The sequence below is a fragment of the Shewanella sp. ULN5 genome (genome assembly GCF_030731885.1).
GTDB lineage: Bacteria > Pseudomonadota > Gammaproteobacteria > Enterobacterales > Shewanellaceae > Shewanella > Shewanella holmiensis.
On the sequence record NZ_JAPJEE010000008.1, the window covers coordinates 126,927 to 143,783 of the forward strand.

The following is a 16,857-nucleotide window of genomic DNA, read 5'->3' on the forward strand; positions in this document are numbered from 1 at the left end:
CGTAAATGGATAAATCACAGCTTGTCGGTCATATTCGCCGTTTGTGTTTACCACATTTGGCTCTGCACGCGAATGCAACGGCTACACAGTGTCAAGCCAAGATAGTATTAGCTTACAGCGGCGGCGTAGACTCAGAGGTATTAGCCTACGGGTTAAGTGAGTTTGCTAAAATCTTTCCGCAGTTCGCTTGTGTGCTAGTGCACGTTCATCACGGCATAAGCCGTCATGCTGATAAATGGGTAACCCATTGTCAACAAAAAGCGGCAGACTATAATCTTCCCATTATTATTGAGCGGGTAAAGCTTGACCTAAAGCCTCGCCAAAGCCTTGAGGCTGTTGCCAGAGAAGCACGTTATCACGCGATAGAACAACATCTTGGCAGCGGAGATATATTACTGACGGCGCATCATCAAGACGACCAATTAGAAACATTGTTATTAGCTCTAAAACGCGGTCAGGGGCCTAAAGGGTTAGCTGCGATGGGAGAGTATCAATTAGCGGGCTCAGCAGTGTCCCCTTACTATAAACTGAGACCATTGTTACAGGTTTCTCGTGACGAGATTGTACAATTTTCCGCTGAACATGCTCTGACGCATATAGAAGATGAAAGTAACCAAGACGACAGTTACGATCGGAACTTTTTACGCCTCAATATTATTCCGCTGCTTAAAAGCCGTTGGCCTAGTATAGCCCTTACTGCAAGCCGAAGTGCAGAACTAATCAACGAGCAACAACAACTTATCGAACATGAAGTCAGTTCGCGTTTACCTGCAATGCTTAAGGTGTCACAAGGGACAAATATGGCGTGCAATGGTACTGGACTGTCATTAAGCCTTTTAGCCAAAGCTCCGCTCGCCTGGCAAGCTTTGCTGTTACGTGGTTATTTAACACACCTTGGTTTATCTCTGCCATCGCAGGTGCAGTTGAACCAAATCCTCAGTCAGGCATTAACGGCTAAAGAAGATGCTAATCTCAATATTTATTACTCAGGGATTGTCGTAAAACGATTTGGACAGTATCTATATGCCATGCCGAGTGAGCATCTAACACTCGCTGATGATTTGCCATTACGTTTAACTGAAAAGTTACAAGGCTGGCTTAATGCCACTAATGTTAATGAAGAGGTCAACGCAGAGGTGCAGCACAATGCTGTATTGGCTTTAAGCAATCCTTCATGTCATATCAATGCTACACATTTGCTTTTTACGCCATTTAACTGGCACGTTAATCTTGTAAAGTCACATACTGGTATCAGGCTAAAGTTACCCGATAATATTTATCAAGTATCCATTCGGTTTTCTGCGAAGGGCAACACCAAGTGTCAGCCACAATTTGCTGAGCACTTTCGGCAAAAACCGCGAGAATTAAAAAAACTTTGGCAAGAGCTATCCATCGCCCCTTGGCGTCGAGATCATATTCCGCTGCTTTTTTATGGTGACGAGCTGGTTGGTGCATTAGGCTTGTGGGTAGACAAACGCTACCTTGCACAAGACAATGCTCTGGGGTTGCAGATTGATATATTAACCAGCGGTTAGGCTACTTAGTCGCTGTGTTGTTTTTTTCTTTAATCACTAATCACTAAACGTGTTTTTGTTTGCCATAACGGGATGTTGTGGCCATTTTTTACTATCATCCTAGCTTAAGCTATTTATCTTCGCATACTTTGAAACAGTTTCTACCCGCTGCTTTTGCTTGATACATAGCCTTATCGGCACGCTCATACAGGGTATTAAAAACCTCATTAGTGCGCGATTGCGCAATACCTAAACTACACTTAACCCCGTAATCTGTCAGATGTGAGTGTAATGGCAAACTTTCAATGATGCGTTGGCAAATAATACTTGCTGCATCAGCGTTACCTTCAGTAATAATCACAAATTCGTCACCACCAATTCTAAATGCCTGGTCTGTGTCGCGAATGGAGTCGTTGATTAATGAGGCAAAACTGGTCAGTACGTTATCGCCAACAGTGTGACCAAACTGGTCATTTAATTGCTTAAATTTATCTAAATCGATAACAATCAATGAAACATGATCTTGGCGCCGTTCTGCTCTAGCAATACTTTTATGGATAACTTTACGAAAGTAATAACGATTACCCAAACCCGTTAACGCATCAAACATTGCTTGGTTAGACATTTGCTGATACTTCATTGCATTCTGAAACGGTTGTAATACCAATGCTTCAATATGATTAAGCTGTTTCATTTGAATAGGGCTAAGTGGCACAGCAAGATAGTAGTGCAAACGTAATGTATCAGATTCAGTTTTGATACTGCGGGTCAGCTCAATACCGTGATGACGACCCCAGCTAAACTTGTGTTCACCGACAAATAATTGTAATGCTTTGATCGGCAAATACTGACCGATGACTTTGCCATAACAGGCAAAAACTGTCCGTGGATCTAAACTTGCGTGTAGTTGTTGGATCACTTGGACAAGATCAAGCTCTGGCTCCATATGCAGATGGGCATTAGAACGATACCAATAATCTTCAGGGAAAAGTTCGGTTGCAATAGCAAAGTCCATAGGGTTACTCCAAAACGTTACAGCACGATACACATGTTAAGCAAGTTGTGTGCCTAAATTTTTTTTATCATATTTTTTAGGAGCTTGTTACTTTTGTGCCGTTTTGGTAATAAGATGTAGCAGTATCTCGACGATTTTTTGACAAGGAGTTTTGCCTATGGAACACAATATGTTTATTCATATTTTGTTTATGTTGGTCATCGCCATCGTTTCGATAGCGGTGCTAGGCCGTTTGGGATTACCTGCTATTTTGGCTTACTTGCTTACTGGAGTGATCAGTGGCCCCAGCGGTTTGCATTGGTTCACACAGCAGCAAGTTCATTTTGTGGCGGAACTTGGCGTCGTGTTATTGATGTTTACCTTAGGGTTAGAGTTTTCTGTGCCGCGGTTATGGTCAATGCGAAGAACCGTATTCGGTTTAGGCAGTGCGCAAGTTATTGTGACGACATTTATCGCCGGTGGAATTGCATATTTTTTAGGTCAAAATCTTGTCGCCGCAGTCGTCATTGGTTCAGCCATTGCGCTGTCATCGACTGCTATTGTGCTCAAATTGATGAATGAGCAAGGTTGGTTAAGACGCCGCCATGGTGAATTATCCATTAGTGTTTTGCTATTCCAAGATTTAGCCGTAGTCCCCATGCTTATTTTATTACCTTTACTCGCAAGTGATGGTACCCCAATGAGTTTAAACGGCATCTTTTACGGGCTACTTACCGGGATATTGGCATTTTTAGGATTAATGTCATTTGGCAAATGGGTCTTGCCACGAATTTTTGATGAAGTTGCTCGTTCTCGCTCCAATGAACTTTTTGTCCTTTCTACCCTTGTGGTGGCTTTAGTTACTGGCGCATTTACCCAATGGCTTGGACTGTCGATGGCATTAGGTGCATTTATTGCCGGTATGCTACTAGGGGAAAGCCAGTACCGTAGACAGTTAGAAGCCGATATTCGCCCATTCAGAGACTTGCTGATGGGGTTATTCTTCATATCCATTGGTATGTTGCTCGATTTTAATTTGGTCCTGCAATATTGGTGGCAAATATTAGTCACTTTAATTGCCGTGGTAGTTCTAAAAATTGTGATTGTTTATGGCCTGCTCAAACTTGCTGGCGAACATGCCAAAGTAGCGTTAAGTACCGCTATCAGTTTAGGTCAGGTTGGCGAGTTCAGTTTTGTGCTATTAGCATTAGCGGTTAATTATCAATTATTAGATAAAGAAGTCAGCACCATACTGGTTGCTGTGGCGGTTATTTCAATGTCTTTATCTCCCTGGTTGATACGAAATAGTGTCGATATAGCTAAGAAATTTAAAGGCGGTAAACCTTCAAAAGAAATGGCCGATCAAACGGTTGTATTACCCACAAGTGAAGACGATGATTTTGTGGTTATTTTAGGCTATGGTCGAGTGGGTCAAACGATTGCCCGCTTTTTAAAAACCGAAGCTATTAATTATATTGTGTTAGATCTCGATCCTACCCGAGTGACAGAATCACGTGCCGCTGGCGAGCCTGTATATTTTGGCGATGCCTGTAAAATGGGGATTTTAAAACGTGTGGGTATTCGTCAAGCCAGCATGGTGGTGGTAACTTTTGCCGAAGAGCGTCAAACTGAAGAAGCTTTAGCGCTTAGTAGGAAGTTAGCGCCAGATGCAAAAATTCTAGTGCGTACTCGAGACGACTCTAACCTAACTGAGCTAAAAGAAGCTGGGGCAACTCAGGTAATACCTGAGTCACTTGAGGGCAGCTTGATGTTAGTGTCGCAAGTGCTTTATAAGTGTGGCGTACCTTTAGCACGGATCATTAAACGCCTTGAATCTGAAAGACGCAACCACTACCAATATCTACATGGATTTTTCTCAGGAACTGAAACCGATTTTACATTAGATTTACTGCATGCTGTGTCTCTGAGCACTAGCGCTAGCAGCGTGGGTAAAAAAGTGGCCGATATTCCATGGCTACAATTGGATGTCGAGCTTCGAGCTGTGCGCAGAAAAGGCGCTGAAATTGAACCAGCACCAGACGATTGGGTATTGCGCCGCAATGATATTTTAATGTTAGTGGGTAAACCGCGCAGTATTGAAAAAGCGGAAGAGTATCTGTTGCAGGGTTAAATTTACGCCGTTATTCGGCCCTGTGACTGTTTCGAGGTTATTGTTACTTCCAGTTGTCGGCATTGCTCTGGGGAGAGACCTTGTGGTGAAGTAACTTTATATAACATTCTAATATCGAAATTGAATTGGTCAACAAATGCCGTTCGAAAGGGGCGGCTAAAACGGTTTACGCCTTGTTGAATGGCTTTTATATAGATGATTAGGCATCATCCATTCGCCTCTCTGAATACTTTTTAACTCGACCAAACCTCATTAAGTAAGTTCACCTCTTAATAGTCAGCTAATTTGATGCCCCTAAATTATGTTATTTAGGGGTATTTTATTATGGGTTGGCATGACAGTTTTACCGGCTCATTTAAGGCGACTGCCTTTATCTGGATATTGGTGAATGCTCTTGTTGCTCCACCATTAAATCGTGCTGCATCGTATATTGTTCGTTTCGATTTAGTCCTAGTAAGGTTATCAATTTATTATATTTTTCAATATTCAATAGGCACCGAATTTTGATTTTTAGATCAACAAATGCGTGATCTACATCAAAGAAAAGCTTACTAAATGAATACCTCTAAAGGTGTAATTGGTTAGCTTGATCCAGATCAATGTTGTTAATTAAATTTTCAGGCAGAGTGGCGTCAATTGTTAAGGATGTAACAGAAAAGCATCCAGTTGTTGCCCTCATGGAGTATGAAAATGAATAAAAAATTAACCCTAGGTTTAGTTGCTGCAGGTTTATTATCTGCTGGTGTATCTTCAGTTGCTGTCGCTCACCAAGCTGGTGATATCATTTTTAGAGCGGGTGCAGTTATGGTTTCGCCTGACGAATCTAGCCCAGTTGTTGCTGGTATTGCTGAATTTGGTGTAGATGATAACACTCAGTTAGGTTTAAACTTTGGTTATATGATTACTGATAACTGGGGAGTTGAACTACTTGCGGCAACACCATTCAGCCATGATGTTTCTTTAGGTGCATTAGGTAAAATAGCTGAAACTAAGCATTTACCACCTACACTGGTTGCGCAATATTATTTTGGTGATGCACAATCTAAGCTTCGTCCATATGTGGGTGTTGGTGTTAACTTTACTAACTTTTTTGACAATGATTTTACCCAAGAAGCAAAAGATCTCGGTCTTGATAACTTAAGCTTATCAACTTCATGGGGTTTTGCTGCTCAAGTTGGTTTAGATTACAACATCAATAAAGATTGGTTAGTGAACGCTTCTGTTTGGTATGCTGACATTTCAACTGATGTAAACTTTACGCTTGGTGGAGATGCTGTATCGATTGATACCGATATTAACCCATGGGTTTACATGGTCAGTGTTGGTTACAAGTTTTAATCATTGTTAATCAAACACCTTAAAGAAATAGGAGCCACTGGCTCCTATTTTTTTGTCAGCTTGAATGCTATTGAGTGTTCAGGTAAATTGAAATAAAGCATAAAATACTGCCCCTGATATCTAATATCAACATCTGGCATCAGACTGTATAGAGCATATGGATCTAATGTTATAATCCGTATTTTTTATAATCGCACAATCGCACAATCGCACAATCTCGATAATTACAGCGTTATGCATCAAATAAAGATTCAATGACCTGCTATCGGTTGGCTAATCCTTTTTTTTCTTGGTTTTCCAGTGACGGGTATTATAAATATATTCAGGTAACATTCGGTTTAACCAAGCTACTACTCGCCAGCGTTTGGTTACGTAAGCACGACGTTTTCCTTGCTTTAGCGCGGTTAATATCTGTTTGGCGACTTTCTCCAAAGGCGGCAATAAAAACCGGTTTTGTTGCATTGCGGCTTTATCGAGTAAGCCTAATTGAATATCACTAATGGTAATAGGCAGCTTTAAACGCTGCGCGTGCATACTCAAACCTTGAAAATAATTTTCAGCAAAGGCTTTAGATGCGTGATAAGCAACACTTGGCCCGCCACGTTGACCGGCGATGGAGTTAATTGCCGCTAATTGACCGTACCGCTGCTCTGTCATTAATTTAAACACACAGTTGCATATAGCCGCAAAGCCTCTGACGTTGACCTCAATAATATCTTCTTCTAATTGCCATGGTAGCGATGCATCGTAACTATTCAATCCTGTATTGACTATCACTAAGTGGGCACCATTTTCACTTTGCCATACCTGACTAATTTGCTCGTTCAGTTTTGTGGGATCAGTAATCGTAAGTGGAAAAACGGCTGTTGGAACGGATAGCGAATTGGCAAATTCGGTCAATGCGTCTGGTTCTTGAACAAACAACAATAATTTTACGTTTTGAGCCGCAAGTTGGCGCGCCAGTTCTTTACTTAGCTGAGAGCTGGCACCAATAATCATAGCGGTAGCGATAGTGGTCATGAGGAGGTTTGACACTCATTATGTGAAATCGAAAGGTTATGATAGGAATATCGCTTACGGATAACAAGCACGAAAATTTTTCAATACTGGAAGTGTAGACTTCTAGACGTCTTGATGTATTATAATGCGACGTCATTCAACTAAAGCAGATGAACCATGATTAAACAGATAATATGCGTTATAGCGATGGTTGCGGCGCTATCAGGATGCCAAACTGTTCCTCAAAATACTCAGATAGTAGGTGAAGTGCTGTATAAACAACGTATAGCATTACCTGCAAATTCTGTGATCCAAATCCAATTACAAGATGTGTCACTGCAAGATGTTCAGGCAGAAATCCTGGCTGAATATGAAATAACTCCGGTTACCGGTGTCACACCTTTCGAGTTTGTCTTACCAACAGAGGCGTTCAAAACAGGTCATCGTTATGCCATTAGTGCCCGGATCACTGTTGCTGATGAGTTGTGGTTCATCAATACGCAATCTTATCCTGTTGATGTTTCAAATCCACAAGCGTTGACTGTGGTTGTGGATAGGGTAAAGCGATAATTTCAACGGTATTTGTCGATTAATAATTAGGTAAGGATGTAGCATGCCGGTTCGAATTCCAGATGATTTACCCGCAGCAGGTATTTTAGAGTCAGAAAATATCTTTGTGATGTCAGAAACGCGTGCAGCGAATCAAGATATTCGCCCAATGCGGGTACTCATCTTGAATTTGATGCCCAATAAAATTGAAACAGAAACCCAGTTATTGCGTTTATTAGGCAATACGCCACTGCAAGTTGGAGTCGATTTGTTGCGTATTCATGATAAAGAGTCAAAGCATACCTCTGTTGACCACATGAATACCTTTTATCGCGACTTTGAAGACGTTAAGCACAATAATTATGATGGGCTAATTATTACCGGTGCGCCCTTAGGGCAAATTGATTTTGAAGATGTTGTCTACTGGGATCACATTAAAGAAATTATTGATTGGTCTCAAAAGCATGTCACGTCGGTATTGTTTCTATGTTGGGCTGCACATGCCGGATTATTCCACTTGTATGGTATTAATCGAGGTTTGTTAGCCCAAAAACGTTCGGGTGTGTTCAACCATGTACGAGCCAGTGAACCGCATCCACTATTACGGGGCTTTGACGATGAATTTTATGCACCACATTCACGTTTTGCTGAAATTAATATTGAAGATATCCGTCGTCACAGTGACGTTGAAATTTTAGCCGAATCTGCTGAAGCGGGAGCTTATATTGTTTTAAGCCGTGATAGCCGAAATCTATTCGTGATGGGACACCCTGAATATCAAAAAGGCACTTTGAATGATGAATATCAACGTGATTTAGCCCAAGGTTTAAACCCCAATATTCCATTAAATTATTATCGTAATGATGACCCAAACCAAGAGCAAATAGCCCGCTGGCACAGTCATGGCAGTTTACTTGTGAGTAATTGGCTTAACTATTATGTGTACCAGTTAACACCATATGACCTATCGGATATGAGCAAGATGACACCTTGGGAAAGTAAGCAATCAAAATAATGATAGCGATTAAATATATCTATTTTCGGTGTCAATAAAGCAGAATTAACGCTATCTTATAGAGTACTAATAAAAATGTTCCAGTTTTTTTAATCGTTCTATTTGGGAATATGACTATTAAAACGTTAATTTTTAGCAGTATCTTTTTTAAAGCGTTAATTCTTTTTTCCTACTTGTTGTGTGGGACAGTCACTTTTGCGGCTAAATCACCTGATTTACTGATGATCGAGCAACAATTAACGCGGATTAATGAGCCTAACAAAAGAATCGATTATATTAGCCGAGAACTGACCCGTAGCAACGAATGGTCAATGACTGACAAAGCACAACTACTTCACTATCTAGCTGCAGCACAGCAAGCCAACAATGCTTTTGAAGCAGCATATCAAAGTTATTCGACAATCATCGACATGCTGTCAGATACGCCTAAATCGACCTTGCTAATTGAAAGTTATTTGGATAGATCTTCTTTAATTTTTCTACAAACGAATGATCAAAAACAATATTGCCCAGATAGGATCACTGCAGTTGAATTGGCTCTTAAGCAACCTGAGCAAATATTATTGGCAACTGCATTAACTCAGGTTGCGTATTGCTTTAACCAAGCCAGCAATTTCGATATTGGTTTAATGCATTTAGACAAAGCGTTAGATATCGCAAAAGCCCACCAACTTGCTGCAGACACACTGGCGTTGATTCTAGATGCAACAGCGTCAATTTACCGAGAGAATCATTTACATAAGCAAGCTGAAACATACTTTTTACAAGTATATGAGCATTGGCGAGTAAGCAATAACGTTCAAAATATGTTTGCCATGCTGCATAATTTAGTCGGTGAAGCCATTATGTTGGCAAAGTGGGAAACTGCTGATGAGTATCTTGCTAAGATGCAAACATTACAATCCAATGCGCCAGAATATAAAGATTTTGAGTTTTTTTATTATTTTAATAGAGGGCGCTATCATTTTGAGCGGCAGGAGTTTAATTCAGCAATTCAAGCGTTTGAAGCTGCTGATAGTCTTTCTGTTAATACCAAAGAAACATTTTTCGTCACTCAAAATTTAGGGTTATGGTCGCTGAGTTTATTTCACCACCAGGATATTGTCACCGCAGGACATGTGGCTGAGACCTTTTTGAATTCGGATAACATCAATAGTCAATCAACCTTGATCATTGAGCAGGTTAGGGCGGTTTACTCATATTCAAAAGGGGACCATTATCGCGCTCTAAAATATTTGTTTACTGCAATCAATATAGAAAAAAATCGAATGGAAGAAGCTGTTGCAAATGATGTGGTGCTGACCTCATTAAATCATAATGTCAAAATGGCAAAATATGAAAATGTGTTACTTGAAAAAGAATTAGCTATTAACAAGCTTAATTTAAGCAATCAAATGGCCAAGCAAAATATCACAACATTATCCATGATAACCTTTATTGTGATTGTTGTTAGTTTAAGTGTAGTCGTGGTATTTCTAATTTATTCGAGAAAACAATTCATTCGCCGTTCGCAAACCGACTTTTTAACCGGTATAGCAAACCGTCGCCATACCTTTATTGAAGGCAACAAACGCTTAGTTTATTGCCATGAAAATCAACAGCCATTCAGTTTAGTCCTATTTGATATTGACCATTTTAAGCACATCAATGACAAATTTGGCCATGATATTGGTGATAAAGCCATTGTGGCTGCAGTGGGGCGTTGCCAAAGTTACATAAAGCGTAGTGACATCATTGGTCGAATCGGCGGTGAAGAGTTTTTATGTGTGTTCCCCAATACAAGTCAGTCTGATGCAATGCAAATAGCTGAAAGAATGAGAAGGGTTGTTGCAGATCAAGCTTTTCAATTTGGTGAGGTTACCGTTAGTTTCACGATAAGCTTAGGCGTAGCTGTACTCGACGAGTCTGCCGATACCAATATAGATATAGATGATAAAGTCAGTGAGCAATTGTTTAGTGATTTAGCTAAAAAAGCAGACCTTGCAATGTACCGGGCTAAAAATCAAGGCCGCAATCAAGTACAACTCTATGTTGAAAGTGTTTAATTTTCCCCTCTTATTCCTCGCAACTTGCCTAGCTTCATATCTACCAGCATACGAGCCTATTTATAGGTGTAAATCTTCACTGACACATGGACTAAAAATCATCTACTTCTTAGACTAATTATTACTTGCTTTACGTTCGCGTAAACGTCAAAGTGATGTCATGTTTTTTTGTGATAATTAGTTTTTATTGGAGTAGTTATGAGTCCACAGCAAGCTGGAATGGCCAATCAGGCACAAGATATCGTCATTGTTGCAGCAAAGCGTACCCCAATGGGTGGCTTCCAAGGTGCATTGTCATCAGTGAAATCCCCAGCCTTGGCGGCTGCCGCTATTCAAGGTTTACTTGCCGAATGTGGTATTGCTTCTTCTAGCGTTGATGAAGTGTTAATGGGTTGTGTGTTGCCAGCGGGTTTAGGCCAGGCACCAGCTCGTCAAGCTACATTAGGGGCTGGTCTACCGCTTTCTGTTGGTGCTACTACGGTAAATAAAGTTTGTGGCTCAGGAATGAAAACCGTGATGCTAGCCCATGATTTAATTAAAGCCGGTAGCAGCGATATTGTTATCGCTGGTGGCATGGAAAGCATGAGTCAGGCCCCGTACCTTCTTGATAAAGCGCGAAGCGGGATGCGTATGGGTCATGGCAAAGTGATGGACCATATGTTTTTAGATGGCCTTGAAGATGCTTATACCGGTGGTGCAATGGGCACATTTGCACAAAAAACGGCAGATGATTATGGCTTAACCCGTGAGCAAATGGATGCGTTTGCACTTAGCTCACTTGAAAAAGCCAACAACGCGATTAACTCCGGCGCTTTTAAGGCTGAAATTACTCCTGTTACGGTAAGCGATCGTCGTGGTGATGTTGTTGTCGACACCGATGAACAACCAGGTAATGCCCGTCCTGAAAAGATTCCAAGTTTACGTCCTGCCTTTACCAAAGACGGTACGATCACTGCGGCTAACTCTAGTTCAATTTCTGATGGTGCAGCGGTCTTATTACTGATGACACGAGAAAATGCTGCCAATTTAGGCTTAACTGTTTTAGCTACCATCAAAGGTCACACTACCCACTCACAAGAGCCAGCCATGTTCACTACAGCACCTGTCGGCGCGATGAACAAATTGCTTGGTAAAGTGGATTGGACAAAAGATGATGTTGATTTATTTGAAATTAATGAAGCCTTTGCCATGGTCACCATGTTAGCTATTTCTGAACTCGGATTAGATGCCAATAAAGTCAACGTTAATGGCGGTGCATGTGCATTAGGTCATCCTATTGGTTGTTCAGGTGCGCGCTTGTTAGTGACACTCATTCATGCATTAAAAGCCCGCGGATTACATCGTGGTGTTGCGTCATTATGTATTGGCGGCGGTGAAGCCGTTGCTATGGCGATTGAAGTATAAAGCGACAAACTAACGTTCAACAAGACAAGCATTAATGAGCAATAACCCGACACATAGTGATTGGGACAAATACAACATCATCGCCATTAATGCTTACCCCGATTTAATCTGGTTCGAAGGGAAATATTATGACCACACAAGTAAAACATTATATTGATGGCGAGTTCACTGTTGGTAAAGGCACTCACAATATCGATGTCACTAACCCTATCAATAATGGTGTTATTGCTAAAATCAATGCGGCAACACCAGCTGAAGTTGAGCAAGCCATTCACAGTGCAAAAGAAGCGTTTAAAACCTGGAAAGAAGTGCCAGTGTCAGAACGTGCAAGAGTGATGTTGCGCTATCAGCATTTGTTAAAAGAAAACCATGATCAAATTGCAACCATATTGGCGCAAGAAACCGGCAAAACGTTCGAAGATGCCAAAGGTGATGTGTGGCGTGGTATTGAAGTGGCTGAACATGCTTGTAACATTGCCTCATTAATGATGGGCGAAACCGTTGAAAACGTCGCTCGTAACATTGATACCTACAGCTACACCCAGCCATTAGGAGTGTGTGCAGGTATTACGCCTTTTAACTTCCCTGCGATGATCCCGTTATGGATGTTCCCTCTTGCTATAGCCTGCGGTAATACTTTTATTTTAAAGCCTTCAGAACAAGATCCAATGACCCCACAACGTCTTGTTGAATTGTTTGTTGAAGCTGGCGCGCCTAAAGGCGTATTACAGTTGATTCACGGTGATAAAGTGGCGGTTGATATTTTACTGCGCGATCCTGCCATTAAAGCGATTTCATTTGTCGGCTCAGTGGGCGTTGGCCAATATATTTACAAAACGGGTACCGATAACCTTAAACGCGTACAAGCATTTGCAGGTGCTAAAAACCACTGTGTGATCATGCCAGATGCCAGTAAACAACAAGTGATTAATAACTTAGTGGGCGCATCAGTGGGCGCGGCGGGCCAGCGTTGTATGGCGATTTCAGTTGCGGTATTTGTGGGTAAAGCAAAAGAGTGGATCCCTGAGTTAAAAGAAGCGCTGGCTAAAGTGCGTCCAGGTTTGTGGAATGACCCTGAAGCGGCCTATGGTCCTGTTATCAGCCCAGCAGCTAAAACGCGCGTGTTAAGCCTGATTGAACAAGGTAAACAAGAAGGCGCTGAATGTTTACTTGATGGCAGCGATTTTACTGTTGCAGGATATGAGTCGGGTAACTGGGTAGGCCCAACCATGTTTACCAAAGTCACAACAGACATGAGCATTTACAAAGAAGAAATCTTTGGCCCAGTTTTATGCTGTATGGAAGCAGACAGCTTAGACGATGCCATTGAGCTAGTGAATAACAGCCCTTACGGAAACGGTACCTCAATCTTTACGGCATCTGGCGGTGCTGCACGTAAATACCAACATGAAATTGAAGTCGGTCAAGTGGGTATTAATGTGCCAATTCCTGTGCCTTTACCTTTCTTCTCATTTACGGGGTGGAAAGGCAGTTTCTATGGCGACCAGCATGCGTATGGCAAGCAAGCCGTACGTTTTTACACTGAGACCAAGACCATTACTTCACGTTGGTTTGAAACCGACGCGGTATCTGGTCCAAATATGAGTATCAATCTCAAGTAGTGATTCAAGTAATAAGAAAACAAGACCTTATGGCAGGCTACACTTGTGTTCGCCTGCCAATAAATGACCCAAGAGTCATCAGTCAGAACAAAGTAGGAGCCCCTCAATGGATTTTAATTTAAATGAAGATCAACGCCAGTTTGCCGATCTTGCCCGTCAATTCGCAGCCGATGAATTAACCCCGTTTGCCGCTAAATGGGATGAAGAGCATCACTTCCCTAAAGATGTTATCCAAAAAGCGGGCGAGTTAGGTTTTTGCTCATTGTACTCGCCAGAGTCAGAAGGTGGCATGGGGCTATCTCGTTTAGATGCCTCGATCATATTTGAGGAGTTATCCTACGGCTGTACCGCCACAACCGCCATGTTAACAATTCATAATATGGCTACTTGGATGGTCACTACCTGGGGAACAGAAACCCTACGCAGTCAATGGTCTGAAGGCTTAACAACCGGCCAGCTATTAGCCTCTTATTGCCTTACAGAGCCAGGTGCCGGCAGTGATGCCGCCTCATTGCAAACTAAAGCTGTGCGCGAAGGTGATGATTACATCATTAACGGCTCAAAAATGTTTATTTCAGGCGCCGGTGAAACCGAGTTGTTAGTGGTGATGTGCCGAACGGGTGAAGCTGGGCCTAAAGGGATTTCTGCTATCGCTATTCCGGCGGATGCTGTCGGTGTGACCTACGGTAAAGCCGAAGACAAAATGGGTTGGAATGCTCAACCTACACGACTAATTAGTTTTGAAAACGTGCGAGTTCCCGTTGCCAATCTGTTAGGCGAAGAAGGCCAAGGTTTTACTTTTGCCATGAAAGGCTTAGATGGCGGGCGGATTAATATTGCCACTTGCTCAATTGGTACAGCACAATCAGCACTTGATCGTGCCACCCAATACATGAACGAGCGTAAGCAGTTTGGTAAACCGTTAGCGGCGTTTCAAGCATTGCAATTCAAATTAGCCGACATGGCTACTGATTTAGTTGCTGCAAGGCAAATGGTGCGTTTAGCGGCATTTAAACTGGATACCCAAGACCCAGAATCAAGTGCATATTGTGCTATGGCAAAACGCTTTGCCACTGATGTTGGTTTTCAGGTCTGTGATGCGGCGCTGCAAATTCATGGTGGCTATGGTTACATTCGAGAATACCCACTTGAGCGTCATTTCCGTGATGTACGCGTGCATCAAATTCTTGAAGGTACCAATGAAATTATGCGGTTAATTATTGCCCGTCGTCTGCTGGATGAAAACGCCCATCCTATTCGTTAGCCCATTCTATTCATCAATAGGGGCGAATTAGCGCAGACGAGATAATTTCAGCAGACGATTAAGGTTTACATCATGACAACCGATACCACAGCAACAGATGCCATTTGGGTACGTATTGATGGCAACACTGCCATTATAAAAATGAACAATCCGCCGGCCAACACATGGACCGCGGCCAGTTTACAAGCACTGAAAGCCAAAGTACTTGAACTGAATGACAATAAAGATATCTATGCCTTAGTGATCACTGGTCAGGGCGAGAAGTTTTTCTCTGCTGGTGCCGATCTAAATTTGTTTGCCGATGGCGACAAAGGCAATGCGGCTACCATGGCCAAACATTTTGGTGAGGCATTCGAAACCCTCAGTGCATTTAGAGGCGTATCAATTGCCGCCATTAATGGTTATGCCATGGGTGGTGGATTAGAAGTGGCATTAGCTTGTGATATTCGTATTGCTGAAGCACATGCGCAAATGGCATTGCCAGAAGCGACGGTAGGGTTATTACCCTGTGCGGGTGGTACCCAAAACTTAACCGCTTTGGTGGGTGAAGGCTGGGCAAAACGGATGATTTTATGTGGTGAGCGCATTGATGCAGCTAAAGCTGAAAAAATCGGGTTGGTTGAAGAGGTCGTTGAACAGGGGCAAGCACTCGATGCGGCACTTGCATTAGCTACAAAAGTGGCTAAGCAATCACCGAGTAGTGTGGCAGTGTGTAAAACCCTTATTCAAGCCGGACGGACTATGCCTCGCAAACAGGCGTTGCCGTTAGAGCGTGAATTATTTGTGGGTTTGTTTGATACCCAAGATCAAGCTGAAGGCGTAAATGCTTTTCTTGAAAAACGTAAACCGAATTGGAAGAATGCCTAATGACTCAAGATGTAATTTTTCAAACCCTTGGCACATTATCGGGCAAGTCGATTGGGGTTGTGACCTTAAATATTGAAAAAGCCCTTAATGCATTGAACATTAGCATGGTGCAGGCCATGACCAAGCAGCTAAAACAATGGCAAACTGATGCGAATATTGCCTTGGTAGTGCTTGATGGCAGCGGTGATAAAGCGTTTTGTGCGGGTGGTGATGTTCGGGCTATTTACCATGCCTCAATTGCTAATCCGCATAAAATGACCGACGAAGCCTGTGATTTTTTCACCCAAGAATACCAACTAGATTATTTACTGCATCAGTTCGGTAAACCTGTTTTAGTTTGGGGAGATGGTATTGTGATGGGCGGCGGTTTAGGTTTAATGGCCGGCGGTTCTCATCGCGTGCTCACTGAACGTAGCCGAATTGCTATGCCTGAAGTCACTATCGGCTTATATCCTGATGTGGGCGGCAGTTATTTTTTAAATCGCATGCCAGGTAAAATTGGCCTGTTTTTAGGGTTAACAGCCTACAACATGAATGCTGCAGATGCTTTATACGTCAATGTTGGTAATCACTTTTTAGCCAGCGATGATAAAGAGCCTTTATTTGATGCCTTAGCTGACATTCATTGGAATGATAAAGCTGAGGTGAACCATCAGGCGCTGACGCAGTTATTAAATGTCATGCAAGATAACGTTAGCGTTGAAATTGGTGACAGCCCACTAGAAGCATTTCAACAGCAAATCGATTTATTAATGTCTGGCGATATTGAAGATGTGCATTATCAATTATCCAGCTTGCAAACAGAATTAGACTGGCTAAAGCGCGCCCAAAAAACCGCCTTAGCAGGCAGCCCATTAAGCTGGCACTTGGTGTTTGCCCTGGCACAATTAGGCACTGAATTAAGTTTAGCCGACTGTTTTAAATGGGAGCTAGGCGTCAGTGTAAATTGTTGCGCCCATGGCGATTTTTGTGAGGGAGTGCGCGCACTGTTAATTGATAAAGACCGTAATCCACAATGGCGATTTAATGATGTAACACAAGTCACCGATGATGCGCTTGCCGCATTATTAACGTCACCTTGGCAAGCTCATCATCACCCATTAAAAGACTTTTAA

13 protein-coding genes are annotated in these 16,857 nt (G+C 42.2%); 11 read left to right on the forward strand and 2 right to left on the reverse strand.

What is annotated here, in order from left to right; all coding sequences use genetic code 11:
• The first annotated feature begins 5 nt into the window (after window positions 1-5).
• Window positions 6-1,535, forward strand: coding sequence for a tRNA lysidine(34) synthetase TilS (gene tilS / locus ORI98_RS09880; RefSeq protein ID WP_306135107.1), 1,530 nt, complete (start codon window positions 6-8; stop codon window positions 1,533-1,535).
• A 109-nt stretch (window positions 1,536-1,644) separates the two neighbouring features.
• Here tilS and ORI98_RS09885 read toward each other — a convergent pair whose 3' ends face one another.
• On the reverse strand, window positions 1,645-2,529 hold the full coding sequence (locus ORI98_RS09885; RefSeq protein WP_261296828.1) for a GGDEF domain-containing protein: 885 nt from the start codon (window positions 2,527-2,529) through the stop codon (window positions 1,645-1,647).
• A 157-nt stretch (window positions 2,530-2,686) separates the two neighbouring features.
• On the opposite strand from ORI98_RS09885, the gene ORI98_RS09890 reads away from it, so the two are divergent.
• A complete protein-coding gene (locus ORI98_RS09890; protein WP_306135108.1) occupies window positions 2,687-4,639 on the forward strand; it encodes a monovalent cation:proton antiporter-2 (CPA2) family protein in 1,953 nt (650 codons plus the stop codon).
• Window positions 4,640-5,329: 690 nt separating this feature from the next.
• Window positions 5,330-5,977, forward strand: a complete 648-nt coding sequence (gene ompW / locus ORI98_RS09895) for an outer membrane protein OmpW (protein WP_261296826.1) — start codon at window positions 5,330-5,332, stop codon at window positions 5,975-5,977.
• A 273-nt stretch (window positions 5,978-6,250) separates the two neighbouring features.
• On the opposite strand, the gene ORI98_RS09900 is transcribed toward ompW, so the two are convergent.
• A complete protein-coding gene (locus ORI98_RS09900; RefSeq protein ID WP_261296825.1) occupies window positions 6,251-6,997 on the reverse strand; it encodes an SDR family oxidoreductase in 747 nt (248 codons plus the stop codon).
• 156 nt (window positions 6,998-7,153) lie between these two features.
• On the opposite strand from ORI98_RS09900, the gene ORI98_RS09905 reads away from it, so the two are divergent.
• The 8 genes from ORI98_RS09905 (at window position 7,154) to ORI98_RS09940 (ending at window position 16,857) form a co-directional block, all read left to right on the forward strand.
• Window positions 7,154-7,546 carry a YbaY family lipoprotein gene (locus ORI98_RS09905; RefSeq protein ID WP_306135109.1) on the forward strand — a complete coding sequence of 131 codons (393 nt, stop codon included), beginning with the start codon at window positions 7,154-7,156 and terminating at the stop codon, window positions 7,544-7,546.
• A 43-nt stretch (window positions 7,547-7,589) separates the two neighbouring features.
• Complete coding sequence (gene metA, locus ORI98_RS09910) at window positions 7,590-8,540, forward strand: homoserine O-succinyltransferase (RefSeq protein WP_306135110.1); 951 nt, start codon at window positions 7,590-7,592, stop codon at window positions 8,538-8,540.
• A 110-nt stretch (window positions 8,541-8,650) separates the two neighbouring features.
• Window positions 8,651-10,585, forward strand: a complete 1,935-nt coding sequence (locus ORI98_RS09915) for a tetratricopeptide repeat-containing diguanylate cyclase (protein WP_306135111.1) — start codon at window positions 8,651-8,653, stop codon at window positions 10,583-10,585.
• Window positions 10,586-10,804: 219 nt separating this feature from the next.
• Window positions 10,805-11,989: an acetyl-CoA C-acyltransferase gene (locus tag ORI98_RS09920; protein ID WP_306135151.1), complete on the forward strand. Its 1,185-nt coding sequence runs from the start codon at window positions 10,805-10,807 to the stop codon at window positions 11,987-11,989.
• Window positions 11,990-12,117: 128 nt separating this feature from the next.
• Entirely contained in the window at window positions 12,118-13,611 is a 1,494-nt protein-coding gene (locus ORI98_RS09925; protein ID WP_261296812.1) for a CoA-acylating methylmalonate-semialdehyde dehydrogenase, read from the forward strand.
• Window positions 13,612-13,717: 106 nt separating this feature from the next.
• Window positions 13,718-14,875 carry an acyl-CoA dehydrogenase family protein gene (locus ORI98_RS09930; RefSeq protein ID WP_261296811.1) on the forward strand — a complete coding sequence of 386 codons (1,158 nt, stop codon included), beginning with the start codon at window positions 13,718-13,720 and terminating at the stop codon, window positions 14,873-14,875.
• 72 nt (window positions 14,876-14,947) lie between these two features.
• Window positions 14,948-15,742 (forward strand): enoyl-CoA hydratase, encoded by a 795-nt coding sequence (locus tag ORI98_RS09935; protein WP_306135112.1) that lies wholly within the window; start codon window positions 14,948-14,950, stop codon window positions 15,740-15,742.
• Entirely contained in the window at window positions 15,742-16,857 is a 1,116-nt protein-coding gene (locus ORI98_RS09940) for an enoyl-CoA hydratase/isomerase family protein (protein ID WP_306135113.1), read from the forward strand. Before ORI98_RS09935 ends, ORI98_RS09940 begins: the two co-directional genes overlap by 1 nt.

What these genes read in the sequence shown, in the direction of transcription:
- ORI98_RS09905 (WP_306135109.1), top strand. Translation starts at nt 7,154, where the DNA reads ATGATTAAACAGATAATATGCGTTATAGCGATGGTTGCGGCGCTATCA.
- ORI98_RS09890 (WP_306135108.1), top strand. Translation starts at nt 2,687, where the DNA reads ATGGAACACAATATGTTTATTCATATTTTGTTTATGTTGGTCATCGCC.
- ORI98_RS09885 (WP_261296828.1), bottom strand. Translation starts at nt 2,529, where the DNA reads ATGGACTTTGCTATTGCAACCGAACTTTTCCCTGAAGATTATTGGTAT.
- ORI98_RS09920 (WP_306135151.1), top strand. Translation starts at nt 10,805, where the DNA reads ATGGCCAATCAGGCACAAGATATCGTCATTGTTGCAGCAAAGCGTACC.
- ORI98_RS09935 (WP_306135112.1), top strand. Translation starts at nt 14,948, where the DNA reads ATGACAACCGATACCACAGCAACAGATGCCATTTGGGTACGTATTGAT.
- ORI98_RS09900 (WP_261296825.1), bottom strand. Translation starts at nt 6,997, where the DNA reads ATGACCACTATCGCTACCGCTATGATTATTGGTGCCAGCTCTCAGCTA.
- ompW (WP_261296826.1), top strand. Translation starts at nt 5,330, where the DNA reads ATGAATAAAAAATTAACCCTAGGTTTAGTTGCTGCAGGTTTATTATCT.
- metA (WP_306135110.1), top strand. Translation starts at nt 7,590, where the DNA reads ATGCCGGTTCGAATTCCAGATGATTTACCCGCAGCAGGTATTTTAGAG.
- ORI98_RS09940 (WP_306135113.1), top strand. Translation starts at nt 15,742, where the DNA reads ATGACTCAAGATGTAATTTTTCAAACCCTTGGCACATTATCGGGCAAG.
- ORI98_RS09925 (WP_261296812.1), top strand. Translation starts at nt 12,118, where the DNA reads ATGACCACACAAGTAAAACATTATATTGATGGCGAGTTCACTGTTGGT.
- ORI98_RS09930 (WP_261296811.1), top strand. Translation starts at nt 13,718, where the DNA reads ATGGATTTTAATTTAAATGAAGATCAACGCCAGTTTGCCGATCTTGCC.
- tilS (WP_306135107.1), top strand. Translation starts at nt 6, where the DNA reads ATGGATAAATCACAGCTTGTCGGTCATATTCGCCGTTTGTGTTTACCA.
- ORI98_RS09915 (WP_306135111.1), top strand. Translation starts at nt 8,651, where the DNA reads ATGACTATTAAAACGTTAATTTTTAGCAGTATCTTTTTTAAAGCGTTA.